The sequence below is a fragment of the Streptomyces sp. NBC_00667 genome, assembly GCF_036226825.1.
In the GTDB taxonomy this organism is placed as follows: Bacteria; Actinomycetota; Actinomycetes; order Streptomycetales; family Streptomycetaceae; genus Streptomyces.
In genome coordinates this window covers 4526649-4543094 of record NZ_CP109022.1, presented here as the reverse complement: position 1 = coordinate 4543094, position 16446 = coordinate 4526649, and the positions used below count along the sequence as shown (strand labels likewise).

Here is a 16446-nt window from a genome sequence, read left to right as displayed (position 1 = left end):
CCCGTGGCCGTCGGAAACGGCCGGGGCGGTACCCGGCCCCGGCCGGTCACGGGCCCGCCTCCAAGGCGCGGATGCGTTCGCCCACCCAGGCCACACGGGCTTCCGGGGCGCCCGCCCGCAGCCACAGCTCCAGCGCCGCCCGGTAGGCCTCCAGCGCGCCCCTCGGCCGCTCCAGCCGTTCCAGCACCTCGCCGCGCAGCTCCTGCACCCGCGCGGCCAGTTCCACGGCCACCCGCTCCAGGTCGTCGCCGCCGGCCAGGGCCGCGCGCCACGCCCTGCGGTAGGAGTCGGCGGCCCTGTCGAGCCGGTCCACGCCCCGCGTGTGGGCGTGGATCTCCTGCTGCACGTCCCCGTGCTCCCGCCAGGCCTGCGCCTGTTCCAGCGGGCTGCGGCTCTGCCGGGCGGCCAGCTCCAGCAGGTGCTCGGCCTCCCGCAGGTCGACCAGGTCGCCCTCGTAGGAGTGGCGCAGCCGCAGCCCCGCCGCCAGCCGCAGCAGCCGCCGCGCCGAGCGGGGGTCCGACTGGGGCACCGCGGCCCGGCTCTCGCGCAGCACCCGTACGGCGGTGGACGCGTACCGCCGCCCGTCGGCGCCGGCGGCCGCGGCGCGTTCCAGGAGCACGTCGCCCCACTCGGGCAGCAGCTCCCCGTAGGCGTCCCCGTCCCTGGGGATCAGCCTGCGGGCCCGCGCGTACGCCCCGGCCGCGTCGTCCAGGGCCGCCGGGTCCGAGTCCCGCGCGTACCGGGCCCGGTGCACCCGCGCGAGGCAGACCAGCGCCGCCAGCCGCAGCTGCGGCTCGCCGTCCTCCTCCGGCCCGGCGTCCTCACCCGCCTCCTGCGCCTCCTGCAGGGCGCGGGCCAGCTGCCCGGCCGCCTCCTCCAGCCGCGCGGGCAGGTACCGCAGCGCCGAGGCCTGCTCCACCCTGGCCCGGGCCCGCTCCTCCGGGCCGGCGTCCGGGTCCACGAGCAGCCGGCCCGCGGCCAGTTCCGCCAGTGCGGCGCGTTCCGCGGGGTCGGCGGTGTGGGGCAGCAGGGCGAGCAGGACCCGCCCGAGGGCCGGGCCGACCCCGGGCTCGTCCTCCCCGGCGGCCTCCAGCGCGGCCCGGGCCTCCCGCAGCGGCCCCGGGTCGCCGCGCAGCTCGCCGAGGCGGACCAGGGCCCGGGTCCGGCGTACGACGCAGTCGAGCCGGAACTCCCGGTCCGCGCCGGGAGCGGCCGCGACCGCCGCGAACTCCCGCTCGGCCGCCGCCAGGAGCTCCGCGTCCGGTACGTCCGCGGCCAGGGCCCGCTCGTACAGCACCTTGCCCCGCGCCGCCCGGGCCGACGGGCTGCCCAGCCCGGTCAGGGTCCGCTCGGCCTCCGCGAGCAGCTCCGGGTCGCGCTGGAGCGCCCACAGCCGAAGCAGCGCACCCGCGAGTTCCAGCTCGGCCTCCTCCGCCGCATCGGCGGGGCCGGGCGGCGCCGACACGGCCCGGCGCAGCAGGGTCACGGCCTCGTACAGGCCGCGCCGCCCGCCCTCGGTGATCCGGGCCCGGGCCGTCCGTACGGCCCACTCCCGGGCGGGCGCGGCGGGCGGCGGTTCGGTCTCCGGCCCGTCGGGCGGCGGCCCGGGCAGGTAGCGGCGCACGACCTTCGCCGAGACCTGGGCGAAGGCCTGCGGGAGGCGGCCGGCGGGCACCCGTTCGCCGTCGGGCTCCAGGGGGGCGCCGGTCAGCTGCGAGACGGCGAGGGCCGGGAAGTTGCGCACGCCCCGCCCGAAGTGGGCCCGTACGTACGCGGAGCAGTGCTTGAGCACCAGTGCGGCCTCGTCCCGGCCGAGCGGCCCCAGCAGCACGTCCTGCACGCCGGGGGTGAACTCGTACCACCCGGCGTCCGGCGCGCGCCGCAGCAGTCCGCTCAGCAGCACCTCGGCGAGGTCGGAGGGTTCCGAGTCGGGCAGCATCGTGCGCTGTACGAGCCGCATCACGGGCAGTGTCAGGGGGGCCGCCGCCAGGTACAGGGCGAGTTGCACCGCGCCGGGCGCGGCCGAGGAGCGGAAACGCTGTACGAGCTCCCGCGGCGGCCGTGCGGCCCGGGGCGGGGGTTCGGCCCCGGCGGGGTGGCGGGGCAGTACCCGCCCGACCTCGGCCGGTACGGGCCCGGTCCCGAGCCCTGCGACGAGGCGGGCCCAGGCGCCGAGGGCGGCGGCGTTCGGCGGGAGCACGGGCACGGTGAGCCCGCCCGTGGGGCGCCCGGGCCGGGGCGGCCGGTCCGGGTGGAACTCCAGCTTGCGGGGGCCGCCTTCCGTACGGGTCAGCACCCCGCGCTCGGTCGGCAGCCGGCTGCGGTTCCACAGGCGCTGCGGCAGCGGCTGCACCACCGCGCAGGGCGTGCACTGGGCCCACCGGTACAGCAGGCGCTGCGCCCGGCCCTCCCGCCACACGGGCCCGGCGCAGTCGGAGACGACCATGGTCAGCGCCCGGCCGGTGGGGTCGCGCACCTGGTCACCGGAGCGGAGCCCGGCGGTGGGGTGCGGGCCCCGGCCGACGGCGACGGCGCCGTCGGCCGACCGGTGCAGGTAGTAGACCTGGACGTCGCGGAAGGCCCCCAGCCGTTCGCACACGGACCGCAGTTCCTCGAACATGTCGTGCCACACCGCCATCGACGGTGAGGCGTCCATGACCAGGCGTACGGTCGCCTCGCGCCGGCTCTCCGGCCGGAACACCGGGATGACCAGCCCGAGGGCCCGGGCGCTGGCCTCGGCGGTGGCGGCCTCGTCGAGGACGGTCCGGGTGGGCGGCCCGGGCGGCCGGTGCCGCTGGAGGGCGCGCAGGGCCCGCTGGATCTCCAGGACCCTGGGCAGCGCCGCCGCGCCGGGCACCCGTACGGGCACCCCGCCCGCGGCGGGGAGTTCCGCGTCGCCGTCCGCCGTCCCGCCGCCCCTGGTGGCGTACAGCCGGACCGCGTCCCGCGGATCGGGCTCTTCCCGTACGGGGTCCTGCGCGCGCGGGGCCGCCTCCTGCGGGCCCGCCTGCGGTCCGGGCCCCGGTGCCGGCTCCCGGACCGGGGCGTCACCGGCGTCCGGCGCCCCGGCCGGCCCCCGAGTCCGCCCGGCGAGCCACAGCGCGTCGGCGAGCTCCTCGGCGGACGGGTCGAGCCCGGCGCCCCGCAGCAGCGCGGCGAGGTCGCGGATGGGCTCGGCCGGGGGCACGGGGGCGGGGGCGGGGGGCACGGGCGTCACCTCGGCCGGTCGAGGCGCTGGATGAGCAGGTCGGCGAGGTCCTCCCGGGTGGGCGGGGCGGCGTAGTGGGTCAGGTAGATGGCGTTGAGCAGTTGGTCGGCGGCGACCAGTTCGGACTGCGAGCGGCTGAGGAACTCCCGGATCAGCTCGGCGCCCAGCTGGGCGGCCTCCTCCCCCAAGTGCGCCCGCACCAGGGTGGCGAGCCGTTTCTCGCCGGGCTGGCCGAGCTTGAGCTGGATGCACCGCCTGAGCAGCGCGGCGGGGAAGTCCCGTTCGCCGTTGCTGGTCAGGATGATGAAGGGGAAGGCCCGGCAGCGGATCCGGCCGTCCCGGACGGTCACTTTGGTGCCGTCGTCGGTGAGGACCCGTACCTCGGGTTCGGAGTCCGCCACCCGTTCCAGCTCGGGGAGGGTGAACTCCCCCTCCTCCAGCACGTTGAGGAGGTCGTTGGGGAGGTCTATGTCGCTCTTGTCGAGTTCGTCGATGAGGAGCACCCGGGGGCGCGCGGTGGGCAGCAGCGCCGTCCCCAGCGGTCCCAGCCGGATGTACTTCCCGATGCCGGGCGCCGCGCCCTCGGCCGCTCCCCCGCTGGCGGCGATCTGTACGTCCTGCAGGCGCGCTATGGCGTCGTAGCGGTAGAGCCCCTCCTGGAGGACGGTGCGCGAGACGACGGGCCAGCGCAGGACGCGGCCCAGTTTCAGTTCGTGGGCGACGGCGTGCGCGAGGGTGGACTTCCCCGTTCCCGGGTAGCCCGTCACGAGCAGCGGCCGCCGCAGGTACAGCGCGGCGTTGATGGCCTCCAGCTCCTCGGGTTCGGGGCGGTGCAGCTCGGCGGCCTGCCGGTGCGCGCCGAGGCGGCGGGCCACGTTCTCGTCGGGGGTGCCCGCGGCTCCCGGGCCGTCCGCGACGGGACCGCCGTCGAAGTCCCGCCAGGGCGGCGGGTCCGGCAGGGCGTCGATCCCGTCGTGGGGGTCCCCGACGCCCCGGTAGATGAGCCACTCCTCGGTCATGTGCCCGCCCCCTCGATCATGTGCCCGCGCCCCTCGGCCATGGGCCCGCCCCTGCGTGGTCGATCCGGTGGTGTCCCGCCGGACGCGTGCCCCTCACAGGTCGCCCTGCAACGGTTCGTCCTCCGGGAGCGGCCGCCGCGGGTCCTGCCACAGCAGCGCCGTCCCCACCGCCCAGTACGCGTCCGGGTCCGCCCCGTACGCCCGTCCCCGCAGCGTCTGGAGCCGGGCCGGGAGCACCGCTCCCCGTCCGGCTTCGGCCAGTTCCTCGCGCAGGCCGCGGTGGAACGGTTCGCAGGACGCCCTGGGGTCGGCCGGGGGCCGGCGGCACACCACCACCCCGTACCCGGCGTCCCGCGCGTCGTGCAGCATCGCGAGCGTCGGGTCCTCGCCCGCGGCCCGGCACAGCACCGGCACCGTGTGGTCCACCAGGGCGGCCAGCCACCCGGGCGCCGGGCGCCACTTGCGGCCCCGCGAGCAGTCGGCCCGCCGGTCCAGCAGCGGGCCCGCCTGCACCCTCGTCCACCGCTCGGCGGCTTCCGCGGGCGGGTCGCCGCCCGGGTGGCGCAGCACGACCGGCCGCTGCACGCCGACCGGGACCCCGCCCGACACCGTCCACTCGTCCACCGGGAGCCCGAACAGCTCCTCCGCCACGACCACCTCCAGCAGCGCGGCCGCCTCGTGGGTGTCGCACCGCCGGAACCCCTCGGCGAGCGGGGCCCGCACCGCCTCGGGCAGGTCCGCCAGCGTGACCCGGGTTCCGGAGGCCACCGGGGTCGCCTGCCCGGGCCGGTCCGGGCCGGCCAGGACGGAGACCCGCCAGTCGTAGACGTCCTCCCACACCTGGGCCCAGGCCTCCAGCAGGACCGACGGCGCCGGGGGCGGGAGTCCCACGGCCGGGCGGAAGGGACCGTGCACCATCTGCCCGGCCGAGGTGCGCCGGCGCCGTTCACGTTCCGCGAGGCCGCGTTCGTGGCGCTCGCCCAGTTCGCGGCGCAGCGGCCGCCACAGCCGCGCGGCGGTGGCCCGTACCCAGTCCCACAGTTCCTCGTCGGCGCCGGGCGCGGGCGGCTCGCGGTGGTCGGCGACGCTGACGTCGGTGGCGTAGCGCAGCATCGCGGCGGCCTCGCCGCCGGTCCCGGGCGGGTCGTGGAGCAGGCCGAGTCCGTCGCGCCAGGTCAGCGGGGCCGGTAAGCCCGTGTCGGGTTCGTCGCCGCGGGCGGCTTCGGCGAGGGCGCGGACGGCCTCGGAGGAGCCGGGCGGCGGCAGTTCGGCGAGCAGACCGCACAGGGTGGTGCGTTCGCCCGGGGTGAGGCGGGTGAGACGGCTGAGGCGGGTGGGGCGCTCAGGTCCGCCGTTGGTGTCCTCGTCCTCCGAGGGCAGCTCGTCGTGGACGTCCGTCCAGGTGCGGCGGCTGTCCAGGTCGCTGACGTGCTGGTCGTAGTGGTACAGGTCGTGGCCCTGCATCACCCGCCGGTACAGGCCGACCTGTCCGGTCGGGCCCGTCGGCAGGGTCCGCAGCTGGGCCACCGACACCGCGATGCCCCCGCCGCCCGCCTGCCGGCGGGCCTTGACGATCCCGATGACCTCGCCGCGCGCCAGGTCCACCAGGGGGCCGCCGGACATGCCGGGTTCGATCTCGTCGTCGTCGCCGAGGCGGATCGCCGCGCCGTTCGCGGCGGTGCCGCGCAGCCGGGTGGTGCGGCCGGTGATCTCCCGTACCCCGAGGTCCTCGGTGACGCCGAAGTACGCGGCCTCGTCGAGGCGGGGCCTGGCCCGGTCGGTGAGGTAGACGCAGGCGTGCGAGATGGGCGCGAGTACCCGTACGAGGGCCAGGTCGGGCAGGTCCCACAGGGCGCGCGGGGCGGGCCGGCGTTCCTCCAGCCGTTCCGGCAGTACGCATTCCACGCGGCCGGCGACCGTGCCGGTGGCTCCCGCCGCCCCGGGGGAGCCGGCGACGGAGAAGGTGATGCCGACCTCGCGGCCCGCCAGACGCACCGCAGCACCCCCTTCGCCGATCACGTGGGCACACGTGAGGACCCACCCGGGGGCGATGAAGAAGCCGCTGCCCCAGGTCGGACCGGTCCCAGGGGTTCCATACCCGTCCGCGGGCGCGTGGACGCGTACGGTGGCCGCCTTGACGAGGGGTTCGAGAAGCTCGAAGGCGCGCGCGGAGCCGCCCGTGCGCCCGTCCGGCATCCCCTGCCCCCCTCAGGTCGAGTCTGTCAAGGCTAGCGCCGGGGCAGGGAGGACGGGAGGTGTCTGTGATACGCGGATTATCCTGGCGGGAAACACCCCCTCACGTCTTACGGAGCCGGACTTGTACTTCACCGATCGCGGCATCGAGGAGCTGGAGAAGCGGCGCGGCGAGGAGGAGGTCACCTTCGAGTGGCTCGCCGAGCAGCTCCGCACCTTCGTCGATCTCAACCCGGACTTCGAGGTCCCGGTGGAACGCCTGGCGACCTGGCTGGCCCGCCTCGACGACGCCGAGGACGACGAGTAACCCACCCCCGCGTACGCCGAAGGGGCCCGACCGTCACCGGTCGGGCCCCTTCTGCACCGGGCTGCTCCATCGGGCCGGGGGCCCGGATCAGGCGGCCTTGGTCTCCCAGAAGATGCGGTCGATCTCGGCGATGAGTTCGAGGGCCTTCTGGCCGGTCGCCGGGTCGTTGGACGCCTTCGCGGCCGAGAGGGCCTTGAGGGTGTCGTTGACCAGGGTGTGCAGCTGGGGGTACTTCTCGAAGTGCGGCGGCTTGAAGTAGTCGCTCCACAGCACCGAGACGTGGTGCTTGGCGAGCTCGGCGCGCTGCTCCTTGATGGTGATGGCGCGCGCGCGGAAGTCGGCGTCCTCGTTGGCCTGGTACTTCTCCTGTACGGCCTTGACCGACTCGGCCTCGATGCGGGCCTGGGCCGGGTCGTACACGCCGCACGGCAGGTCACAGTGGGCGGAGACCTTCGCCTTGGGGGCGAAGAGGCGGGTAAGCATGGAGTTTGTCCTCCTCGTGATCGTCTTCTCAAGGGCGAGATTACTCGCTCGGGATGCGGAATTCGCGGGCGGCCCCGTGGGCTTCGGACAAAAGTCCAGCGTCGTGCCGGCGGCGGTGAGCGAACCTACGGCGGCGTGCGGCAGCATGCGGGTGGGACGAGGAGGTCGTACATGGTGGACAGGGCGCGCCAGGGCGGGCAGTTCGGGCTGGCCGAGGTGTCGGGGCCCTCGATGGTCCCCACCCTGCTGCACGGGGACCGGCTGGTGGTCCGCTACGGGGCGCCCGTGCGCCCGGGGGCCGTGGTGGTGCTGCGGCACCCCTTCCAGCAGGACCTGCTGGTGGTGAAGCGGGCGGTGGAGCGGCGGCCGGGCGGCTGGTGGGTGCTGGGTGACAACCCGTACAACGCGACCGGCGACAGCACCGACTACGGGACGGTGCCCGAGGAACTGGTGCTGGCGACGGCCGTGCTGCGGCTGCGGCCGCCGCCCGCCGGTCAGCGCTCGCTGAGGGCGCGGCTGTCCTGGGCGGTTTCGGCGCTGCGGCCGCTGCGCGCGGACTCCTCGGCCTCCAGCCGCTTGCGGGCGCGGTAGGCCGCCACGTTCGCCCGGGTGGCGCAGCGGTCGGAGCAGTAGCGCCGGGACCGGTTGGTGGAGGTGTCGAGGTAGGCGTTGCGGCAGGGCGCCGCCTGGCACAGGCCGAGCCGGTCGGGGCCGTGCTCGGTGAGGTGGAAGGCCAGCCCGAAGGAGGCGAGGGCGGCGTATCCCGCGGAGGCGTTCGAGGGGTGATCGGCGAGGTGGATGTGCCAGTGGGGGCGGCCGTCCTCGTCGAGCGAGTCGTGGCCGGTCACCTGGGGGCTGACCGGGAACTCCATCAGCAGGGAGTTCAGCAGGTCGACGGCGAGCACGTGGTCCCCGCCGTCGGCGGCCTCGAAGACGGAGCGCAGCCGGCCCCGGACGTTGCGGAAGCGCGTGACGTCGGCGTCCGTGACGCGGCGTGCGGCCTGGACCCCGGCGCCGAAGAGGGCGCGTACGGCGTCCACCGAGGTGAGGGCGTCCTTGTTGCGGGCCGGCTCCTCGGTGTTGACCAGGCGCACGGCGTAGTCCGAGTAATGGGCCAGTTCCACGTCGAGTCCTTACGGCTGCGGATGAGGTCCCGGTAACGGCTGAGACAGCTACAAGGGTATTACGACCGCAGGGGTGCGCCGGGCAGCGCGGAGGGGCGGTACGGGAATCCGTACCGCCCCTCTCACAGCACCCGCAGAGCAGCGCTCGACGCAGTTACAGCACCTTGGACAGGAACGCCTTCGTCCGGTCGTGCTGCGGGTTGCCCAGGACCTCGCGCGGGTGGCCGGATTCGACCACCACGCCGCCGTCCATGAAGACGAGGTTGTCGCCGACCTCGCGGGCGAAGCCCATCTCGTGGGTCACGACGATCATCGTCATGCCCGATTCGGCGAGGTCCCGCATGACGTCCAGGACGTCACCGACGAGCTCCGGGTCGAGCGCCGAGGTGGGCTCGTCGAAGAGCATCAGCTTGGGCTCCATGGCCAGCGCGCGGGCGATCGCCACGCGCTGCTGCTGGCCGCCGGACAGCTGCGAGGGGTAGTTCCCGCCCTTGTCGCCGAGGCCGACGCGGTCGAGCAGCTTGACGGCGCGCTCGCGCGCCACCGCCTTGCTCTCGCCCTTGACCTGGACCGGCGCCTCCATGACGTTCTCAATGGCCGTCATGTGCGGGAACAGGTTGAAGCGCTGGAAGACCATGCCGATCTCGCGGCGCTGCGCGGCGACCTCGCTGTCCTTGAGCTCGTAGAGCTTGTCGCCCTTCTGGCGGTAACCCACCAGCTGGCCGTCCACCGACAGCCGCCCGGAGTTGATGCGCTCCAGGTGGTTGATGCACCGCAGGAAGGTCGACTTGCCGGAGCCGGACGGGCCGACCAGGCAGAAGACCTCGCGCGGGGCGACTTCGAGGTCGATGCCCCGGAGGATGTGGGCGGCGCCGTACGACTTGTGGACGCCTTCTGCCTTGACCATCGGCTGGGCGGTCATCGCGCGACCTCCGTACGGCGGAACATGTTGAGGTTGGCACGCAGGCGCTGGAACGGCGTCGGCGGCAGGCTCCGCGTGGAACCTCGGGCGAAGCGGCGCTCCAGGTAGTACTGGCCGACGCTGAACACGCTGGTCAGGGCGAGGTACCAGACGGATGCCACGAACAGCATCTCCATGATGGCACCGGCCGTGTTGCCGATGTTCGACGAGGCCCGCAGGAGCTCGGTGTACTGCACCGCCGAAACCAGTGAGGAGGTTTTCAGCATGTTGATGAACTCGTTGCCGGTCGGCGGGATGATCACCCGCATCGCCTGCGGCAGCACGACACGGCGCATCGTCTTGGTCTGGGGCATGCCGAGCGCGTGCGCGGCCTCGGTCTGGCCCTCGTCGACGGACTGGATGCCGGCCCGGACGATCTCCGCCATGTAGGCGCCCTCGTTCAGGCCCAGGCCCAGCAGGGCGACCATGAACGGGGTCATGACGGCGACGGTGTAGTTCTTGTAGATCGGCCCGAGGTTGATGTACTCGAAGATCAGCGACAGGTTGAACCACACCAGCAGCTGGACGTACACCGGGGTGCCGCGGAAGAACCAGATGTAGAGCCAGGAGACGGCGCTGGTCACCGGGTTCTTCGAGAGGCGCATCACCGCGAACACGATGCCGAGCACGAGGCCCAGCGCCATGGCGGCGACGCTGATGAGGATGGTGTTCCACAGGCCGCCGAGGACGGCCGGGTCGAACAGCTTGTCCCCGACCGTCGCCCAGATGACGTTGCCCTGGGAGAAGGCGTAGACGAGCCACGCCAGGAGCGCGACGACGATGACACCGCTGATCCAGCGGCCGTAGTGCCGTACGGGAATTGCCTTGATCGCCTCGTACGGGGTTCCCGAGGCGCCGGGTCCGGCCGGCGGGGTTGCGGCCGGACCCTTGTCGATCTTGTCAGTCACAATGACTGCCCTTCAGTGGAGCGTGGAGCGCGGGACTTACTGACCGGCGTTGACCGTCGCGGACTTGACGGCACTGTCCTGCACGTTCCACTTCTCCAGGGCCTTGGCGTAGGAGCCGTCCTTGATGGCGGCGTCGAGGGCCTGCTTGAGAGCGTCGCGCAGCTGCGTGTTGTCCTTGCTCACGCCGATGCCGAAGAGGCCGACGCCGGTCTGCTGGCCGGCGATCTCGAAGTCGTTGCCGCCGCCGGAGGTCTTCACGGTGTACGCGGCGACCGGGTAGTCGTTCAGGTCCGCGACGGCGCCGCCGGCCTTGACGCGGGTCTGCGCCTCGGCGTCGGTGTCGAAGGCCTGGATGGTGAGCTTCTTGTCACCGCACTTGTCGGCCTGCTTCTTGAACTCGTCCTCGTAGGTCGTTCCGCGCTGGACGGCGACGGTCTTGCCGCACAGGTCGTCCAGGGTCTTGACGCCCTCGGGGTTGCCCTTCTTGACGAGGAGCGAGAGACCGGAGGAGAAGTAGTCGACGAAGTCGATCCCCTTGCCGATCTTCTGGCCCTTGTCGTCCAGGCCCTCCTGGCGCTGCTTGTTGTCCGTGATCGAGGACATGATCGCGTCCTCGCGGCCGGTGTAGATCGAGGTGATCAGGCCGTCGAAGGTGCCGGCGGTGAACTGGACCTTCACACCGAGCTGCTTGGAGAGCGCGTCCGCGATATCCGGGTCGACACCGACGATCTTGCCGTTCTCGACGAATTCCATCGGGGCGTACGCGGAGTCGGTGCCGATCTTGATGACACCGGCGTCCTGGATCTTCTTCGGGAGGGCCGAGAAGAGCGGGGCGCTGCTGGACTTGGTGCCCGAGGAGGCCGAGTTCCCGGAGCCGCTCTTGGTCTGGTCGCCACAGCCGGTGAGGATCAGGGCGCCGGCGACCGCGATCGCACCGACCGCGGCGATCCGGGACCGTGCGGCGGTCGAACGACGGGTGGTGCTTGCGGTCATGAGCTGGTTCCTCCGGCAGTGGGGAAAAAAGCATCCGAGAAGGGTCGGGCACGCACCATCGAGTGCAGCGACCTGTGTGATTACGGCATCTTGCCATTCGGACTGCGACATTCAGGGTGGTCGTCAGGTCAAAATCGGATAACGGGCCACCCGGGGTTCCGATCAGGACTGCGGCTGCGGGGCCGTGCGGCCGCACTATGCACTGCCGACCCGCTGTTTGGCCGCAGTTTTTGCGGTGGGTCTCGCCCCTCGGACGGTAACGTCCGGACTTTTAGGTGAAACCGGGGCAAGAGACCTGCGAACGTGAGGCAATCGACTCGTCCGGGCGGGCGTTTTTCAGGTAGAACAGATCCTTACACCCCTCATCCGGGGCCCAGGGCGCGTGTGCGGCGCGCCCGCGCGTACGAAACCTCCCCTTCGCGGAGGCGGGACGAACCCGTCGATGCGGAGACGGACGCGGTGCCCGCCCACCCCTTAACCAGGAGTGGCCACCCTCAACGATTAAAGACTTAAGGGGTCAAACAAGTGGCAGCGGAGATCGTCAATCCTCGCAGCGACAGCGTGACGGACAACAACCCCGACGCGGTGTTCGCACTGCACCGGGGCGGCAAGATGGCCGTGCAGGCCACCGTGCCGGTCCGCGACAAGGACGACTTGTCCCTCGCCTACACGCCCGGCGTGGCGAAGGTCTGCAGCGCCATCGCGGAGAACCCGGAACTCGTCAACGAGTACACGTGGAAGTCCAACGTGGTCGCCGTCGTCACCGACGGCACGGCCGTGCTCGGCCTCGGGGACATCGGTCCCGAGGCCTCCCTCCCGGTGATGGAGGGCAAGGCCATCCTGTTCAAGCAGTTCGGTGGAGTGGACGCGGTCCCGATCGCGCTCGCCACCAAGGACACGGACGAGATCATCGAGACGGTCATCCGTCTCGCCCCGTCCTTCGGCGGGGTGAACCTGGAGGACATCTCCGCCCCCCGCTGCTTCGAGATCGAGCGCCGGCTCCAGGAAGCCCTGGACATCCCGATCTTCCACGACGACCAGCACGGCACGGCCATCGTGACGCTGGCCGCCCTGCGCAACGCGGCGAAGCTCACCGGCCGCACCCTCGGCGACCTGCGCGCCGTGATCTCGGGTGCGGGCGCGGCGGGCATCGCCATCGCCAAGATCCTCGTGGACGCCGGCATCGGCGACGTGTGCGTCACCGACCGCAAGGGCGTCGTCTCGGCGGACCGCTCGGACCTGACGGACGTCAAGGCCGAGATCGCGGGCCTCACGAACAGGACCGGCCAATCCGGCCCCCTGGAAGCGGCCCTGTCCGGCGCGGACGTCTTCATCGGCGTCTCCGGCGGCACGGTCCCCGAGGAGGCGGTGGCGACCATGGCGAAGGACTGCTTCGTCTTCGCCATGGCCAACCCGAACCCGGAGGTCCATCCCGACGTCGCGCACAAGTACGCGGCGGTCGTGGCCACCGGCCGGTCGGACTTCCCGAACCAGATCAACAACGTGCTGGCCTTCCCGGGCATCTTCGCGGGCGCCCTCAAGGTGCGCGCGACCCGGATCACCGAGGGCATGAAGATCGCCGCCGCCGACGCCATCGCGGGCGTCGTGGGTGACGAGCTCGCCGCCGACTACGTGATCCCCTCGCCGTTCGACGAGCGCGTCGCCGAGGCCGTCGCGGCCGCGGTCGCCGCCGCGGCGAAGGCGGACGGCGTGGCCCGCCTGGCCTGATCGCCGCTCCGGCGGGACGCGTGACCGTACGGGCAAGGGCCCGGCCTGATGGATCCCATCCGGCCGGGCCCTTCCCGTTGTACTCGAACCTGTCGCGGACGCACCCTCCTGGCCCCCGAACCGGGAGGGGTCGCCGCGCCAATCGTGTGTCCGGGCGCACGGCGAAGCGGCGTACGGCCACACGAAGAGAACCGCGGCGCAGAGGACAGGCTGCAGATGGCAGGCTCATGACGAGCGCGCCGCATGGCCAGAATGTTACCCCTGCCGGAGGGCTTGAATGACATTCCGGTTCACCGCCGGGACACCTCAAACCGACTGGTGCAGGTGGAAGTTGAGGGATGGACTACTCCTTCCGCCTGGACGCAGCGGATGGCCCGTTCCAGACGCGGAAAACCCCCTGTCCGGTTCCCACGCTCGGCGGTGGTCGTCCGAGGTGGATGCGGCGAAGGCCTCGGGCCACTGCGACGAAGGCCTCACCCGCCGCGCCCCGACAGGGGTGGCCCCTCGCGCTACCGGGCGGTAGCGTCGCGGCATGTTCGCTGCCTATGCCGCCCGAATCGACCGCGACCAGCCGCTGAACGGCCTTGAACTGGGCGAACGCCCGGCTCCCGGGGCCCGCCCCGGCTGGGTGACCGTCAACGTCAAGGCCGCCTCCCTCAACCACCACGACCTGTGGTCGCTGCGCGGGGTGGGCCTCGGCGAGGACAAGCTCCCCATGATCCTCGGCTGCGACGCCGCCGGGACCGACCAGGACGGCAACGAGGTCGTCCTGCACTCCGTCATCGGCCAGAGCGGCCACGGGGTCGGCCCGGACGAGCCGCGGTCGATCCTGACCGAGCGTTACCAGGGCACCTTCGCGGAGCAGGTGACGGTCCCCGCCTGGAACGTGCTGCGCAAGCCCGCCGAGCTGTCCTTCGAGGAGGCCGCCTGCCTGCCGACGGCGTGGCTGACGGCCTACCGGATGCTGTTCACCAACGCCGGTGTGCGGCCGGGGGACTCGGTCCTCGTCCAGGGCGCGGGCGGCGGCGTCGCCACCGCCGCGATCGTCCTCGGCAAGGCGGCCGGCCTGCGGGTCTTCGCCACGAGCCGGGACGAGGCGAAGCGCAAGCGCGCGGTGGAACTGGGCGCGGTGGAGGCGTACGAGCCGGGCGCGCGGCTGCCGCAGCGGGTGGACGCCGTCATCGAGACGGTGGGCGCGGCCACCTGGTCGCACTCGGTGAAGTCCCTGCGCCCGGGCGGCACCCTGGTCATCTCGGGCGCGACGAGCGGGGACCGGCCGGCGCACGCGGAACTGACGCGGATCTTCTTCCTGGAGCTGCGGGTGGTCGGCTCCACGATGGGCTCGAAGGACGAGCTGGAGGACCTGCTGTCGTTCTGCGCGGCCACCGGAGTGCGGCCCGTCATCGACGAGGTCCTCCCCCTGGACCGCGCCCGCGAGGGCTTCGGAAAGCTCGCCTCGGGCGACCTGTTCGGCAAGATCGTCCTCACGGTCTGACGAAGACCCGGGCCACCGCTTCCGGCCTCGCCGGCGATCGAGGCGCGGCGTGCGGGTGCGGGGTGCGGGTGCGGGGCGGAGCCCCGGGAGGCCCCGGGAGGCCCGGCGCAGCGAGGGCCCACCCACCGGCCGGGGCCGACCGGGCCCAGCCGGACCGGGCCGCCCCGGCCGGGGCCTGCGCCCGGTCGGGGCCTACGCCCGGTCGGGGCGGAGCGCCGCCGTGACGCGGGCCGCCGCCGCGGCCAGGTGGGCGCGGGCCTCGGCCAGCTGCGCCGGCGACACCCCGTGGTCCCGCGCGGCGTCGCGGATGTCGTCGCGGAAGCGGTCCAGCAGCCGGTCCAGGTCCCGCGTCGGGTCGGCCGTCGGGGCCAGGTCCTCGGCCCAGTCCGACGGTGGCGTCGGGGCGCTCGGCCGACCGGCCTGCGCATCCGTACCTCCGTGGCCGCCCGCGCCACCCAGCCACGCACCCGCCAGGCTCCCCAGCACGCCGCCCGACTTCGCGAACTGCTCCTGGAGCTGGCTCGCGATCCGCTGGACCTCCTCGCGCGCCCGCTCCTGCGCCTCCTTCGCCTGGCGGCGCGCCTGCTGCGCCTCCTCGCGCGCCCGGCGGCTCTCGTCCTTCGCCCGCCGCGCCTGCTCCTTCCACTCCGCCTTGGCCTTGCGGAGCTCCTCCTTGGCCGCCTTCCAGCCCTCGTCCTCGACGTGGTCGGCCGTCGCCGAGGCGGCCGCCGCCCGCATCTCGCGCCGCAGGTCCCCGGCCGCGCCCCGGACGTCGTCCCGGATCTCCGCGGCCAGTTCGGAGACCGAGTCGCGGATCTCCAGCTCCAGGTCGGCGAGTTCACCGACCCGGTCGGCCAGTTCGGCGCGGCCCGCCTCGGTGATGGAGTACACCTTGCGCCCGCCTTCGGTGGCGTGCGTGACCAGCCCCTCCGCCTCCAGCTTGGCGAGCCGGGGGTACACCGTTCCCGCGGAGGGCGCGTACAGCCCCTGGAACCGTTCCTCCAGCAGGCGGATCACCTCGTACCCGTGGCGCGGTGCCTCGTCCAGCAGCTTGAGCAGGTACAGGCGCAGGCGTCCGTGGGCGAAGACGGGCGGCATTCAGAGCACCTTCTTGTCGAGCGCGAGCGGGGCGGGGGCGTCGGGGCCCTCGGCCGCCGGGCGGCGCAGCAGGGCGATGGCGCCGGAGACGGTGGTGGCGCGCAGCGTCCCGGTGCCGGCGCCGAGCGTGCCGGTGATCCGCTTGGCGGCCCACTGGCCGGTGATCCGCAGGTCCTCGAAGGCGTTGGAGACGCCGCCGGTAGCGGTGTTGGCCTCCACGCGGGCGTCGGCGGGGTGCGGGAGGCGGATCGCCACCTGTCCGGAGACGGAGTTCAGGGTGATGTCCACGGGCCGCGTGTCGGCCGGGTCGAGCACGAGGTCGATGAGCATGTCACCACTGACCGAGTCGGCCCGGACGCTGCCGCCCGCGCCGTCGACGACGGTCAGGCCGCCGGAGACGGAGTGGAAGGCGAGTTCGCCGTTCACGGACTGCGCCTCGACGCTCCCGGACACGGTGTTGGCCTTGACCCTGCCGGAGAGCCCGACCAGCGTCGTGTCGCCGCTGACGCCGTTGACGTCGGTGGCACCGCTGATGCCGGAGACGAAGGCGGCCGCGCTGACGGTGGCCAGCTGGACGAGGGTGGCGGCGGGCACGGTCAGGGTGACGGTGGCGCTGCGCTCCCAGGCCTTGCGGCCGTCGGCGGAGCCGGTCCAGGCCTTCCAGGGCTTGCCCTCGAACCACTTCTTGAAGCCCTGGGAACCGTTCCAGGGCAGGTCCTCGTAGGAGAGGGTGAGGGTGCCGCCCTCCTGTACGACGTGCAGGGGCGGCCCCTCGACCTCGGCCACTTCGAGGCGGGCCGGCCCGTCGTCTGCGGCGACGACGTTCACGGTGCCGCCGACGACGCGGACGCGGAGTTCGGTCACCGGCTGCTCGAAGGTGAGCTTCTGCGGTTCGGCGACGGACCACGTCATCTGCTCTGCCATGGTTC

14 protein-coding genes are annotated in these 16446 nt (G+C 73.3%); 4 read left to right on the top strand and 10 right to left on the bottom strand.

The window, feature by feature from the left end:
- Nucleotides 1-46: 46 nt before the first annotated feature.
- The 3 genes from OHA81_RS21255 to OHA81_RS21245 form a co-directional block, all read right to left on the bottom strand.
- The gene (locus tag OHA81_RS21255; RefSeq protein ID WP_329198208.1) at nt 47-3208 is read right to left on the bottom strand and encodes an SAV_2336 N-terminal domain-related protein; all 3162 of its coding nucleotides are present in this window, start codon (nt 3206-3208) and stop codon (nt 47-49) included.
- A 5-nt stretch (nt 3209-3213) separates the two neighbouring features.
- Nucleotides 3214-4227, bottom strand: coding sequence for an AAA family ATPase (locus OHA81_RS21250; RefSeq protein WP_329198206.1), 1014 nt, complete (start codon nt 4225-4227; stop codon nt 3214-3216).
- A 93-nt stretch (nt 4228-4320) separates the two neighbouring features.
- Nucleotides 4321-6423 carry a VMAP-C domain-containing protein gene (locus OHA81_RS21245; RefSeq protein ID WP_329198204.1) on the bottom strand — a complete coding sequence of 701 codons (2103 nt, stop codon included), beginning with the start codon at nt 6421-6423 and terminating at the stop codon, nt 4321-4323.
- A 121-nt stretch (nt 6424-6544) separates the two neighbouring features.
- Between OHA81_RS21245 and OHA81_RS21240 the strand changes: the two genes are divergently transcribed.
- A complete protein-coding gene (locus tag OHA81_RS21240) occupies nt 6545-6727 on the top strand; it encodes a DUF6104 family protein (protein ID WP_136215066.1) in 183 nt (60 codons plus the stop codon).
- A gap of 87 nt (nt 6728-6814) precedes the next feature.
- On the opposite strand, the gene sodN is transcribed toward OHA81_RS21240, so the two are convergent.
- The gene (gene sodN, locus OHA81_RS21235; protein WP_190183382.1) at nt 6815-7210 is read right to left on the bottom strand and encodes a superoxide dismutase, Ni; all 396 of its coding nucleotides are present in this window, start codon (nt 7208-7210) and stop codon (nt 6815-6817) included.
- Between the two features lie 171 nt (nt 7211-7381).
- On the opposite strand from sodN, the gene sodX reads away from it, so the two are divergent.
- The gene (sodX, locus tag OHA81_RS21230; protein ID WP_329198202.1) at nt 7382-7801 is read left to right on the top strand and encodes a nickel-type superoxide dismutase maturation protease; all 420 of its coding nucleotides are present in this window, start codon (nt 7382-7384) and stop codon (nt 7799-7801) included.
- Here sodX and OHA81_RS21225 read toward each other — a convergent pair.
- The 4 genes from OHA81_RS21225 to OHA81_RS21210 all read right to left on the bottom strand — a co-directional run bounded on the left by OHA81_RS21225 (nt 7705) and on the right by OHA81_RS21210 (nt 11196).
- The gene (locus OHA81_RS21225) at nt 7705-8334 is read right to left on the bottom strand and encodes a CGNR zinc finger domain-containing protein (RefSeq protein WP_329198201.1); all 630 of its coding nucleotides are present in this window, start codon (nt 8332-8334) and stop codon (nt 7705-7707) included. The genes sodX and OHA81_RS21225 overlap by 97 nt on opposite strands.
- Before the next feature lie 154 nt (nt 8335-8488).
- A complete protein-coding gene (locus OHA81_RS21220) occupies nt 8489-9256 on the bottom strand; it encodes an amino acid ABC transporter ATP-binding protein (protein ID WP_136215062.1) in 768 nt (255 codons plus the stop codon).
- Complete coding sequence (locus tag OHA81_RS21215) at nt 9253-10203, bottom strand: amino acid ABC transporter permease (RefSeq protein WP_329198198.1); 951 nt, start codon at nt 10201-10203, stop codon at nt 9253-9255. Before OHA81_RS21215 ends, OHA81_RS21220 begins: the two co-directional genes overlap by 4 nt.
- Nucleotides 10204-10239: 36 nt before the next feature.
- A complete protein-coding gene (locus OHA81_RS21210; protein WP_329198196.1) occupies nt 10240-11196 on the bottom strand; it encodes an ABC transporter substrate-binding protein in 957 nt (318 codons plus the stop codon).
- Nucleotides 11197-11721: 525 nt separating this feature from the next.
- On the opposite strand from OHA81_RS21210, the gene OHA81_RS21205 reads away from it, so the two are divergent.
- Nucleotides 11722-12924 carry an NAD(P)-dependent malic enzyme gene (locus tag OHA81_RS21205; protein ID WP_443056605.1) on the top strand — a complete coding sequence of 401 codons (1203 nt, stop codon included), beginning with the start codon at nt 11722-11724 and terminating at the stop codon, nt 12922-12924.
- A gap of 532 nt (nt 12925-13456) precedes the next feature.
- Nucleotides 13457-14419 carry a zinc-binding dehydrogenase gene (locus tag OHA81_RS21200; RefSeq protein ID WP_329198195.1) on the top strand — a complete coding sequence of 321 codons (963 nt, stop codon included), beginning with the start codon at nt 13457-13459 and terminating at the stop codon, nt 14417-14419.
- Nucleotides 14420-14611: 192 nt separating this feature from the next.
- On the opposite strand, the gene OHA81_RS21195 is transcribed toward OHA81_RS21200, so the two are convergent.
- Both OHA81_RS21195 and OHA81_RS21190 read right to left on the bottom strand, forming a co-directional pair.
- Nucleotides 14612-15517, bottom strand: coding sequence for a helix-turn-helix transcriptional regulator (locus OHA81_RS21195; RefSeq protein ID WP_329198194.1), 906 nt, complete (start codon nt 15515-15517; stop codon nt 14612-14614).
- Nucleotides 15518-16441 carry a DUF4097 family beta strand repeat-containing protein gene (locus OHA81_RS21190; protein ID WP_329198192.1) on the bottom strand — a complete coding sequence of 308 codons (924 nt, stop codon included), beginning with the start codon at nt 16439-16441 and terminating at the stop codon, nt 15518-15520. It abuts the gene before it with no gap.
- Between the last annotated feature and the right edge of the window lie 5 nt (nt 16442-16446).

What these genes read in the sequence shown, in the direction of transcription:
- OHA81_RS21245 (WP_329198204.1), bottom strand. Translation starts at nt 6,423, where the DNA reads ATGCCGGACGGGCGCACGGGCGGCTCCGCGCGCGCCTTCGAGCTTCTC.
- sodN (WP_190183382.1), bottom strand. Translation starts at nt 7,210, where the DNA reads ATGCTTACCCGCCTCTTCGCCCCCAAGGCGAAGGTCTCCGCCCACTGT.
- OHA81_RS21190 (WP_329198192.1), bottom strand. Translation starts at nt 16,441, where the DNA reads ATGGCAGAGCAGATGACGTGGTCCGTCGCCGAACCGCAGAAGCTCACC.
- sodX (WP_329198202.1), top strand. Translation starts at nt 7,382, where the DNA reads ATGGTGGACAGGGCGCGCCAGGGCGGGCAGTTCGGGCTGGCCGAGGTG.
- OHA81_RS21210 (WP_329198196.1), bottom strand. Translation starts at nt 11,196, where the DNA reads ATGACCGCAAGCACCACCCGTCGTTCGACCGCCGCACGGTCCCGGATC.
- OHA81_RS21220 (WP_136215062.1), bottom strand. Translation starts at nt 9,256, where the DNA reads ATGACCGCCCAGCCGATGGTCAAGGCAGAAGGCGTCCACAAGTCGTAC.
- OHA81_RS21250 (WP_329198206.1), bottom strand. Translation starts at nt 4,227, where the DNA reads ATGACCGAGGAGTGGCTCATCTACCGGGGCGTCGGGGACCCCCACGAC.
- OHA81_RS21195 (WP_329198194.1), bottom strand. Translation starts at nt 15,517, where the DNA reads ATGCCGCCCGTCTTCGCCCACGGACGCCTGCGCCTGTACCTGCTCAAG.
- OHA81_RS21200 (WP_329198195.1), top strand. Translation starts at nt 13,457, where the DNA reads ATGTTCGCTGCCTATGCCGCCCGAATCGACCGCGACCAGCCGCTGAAC.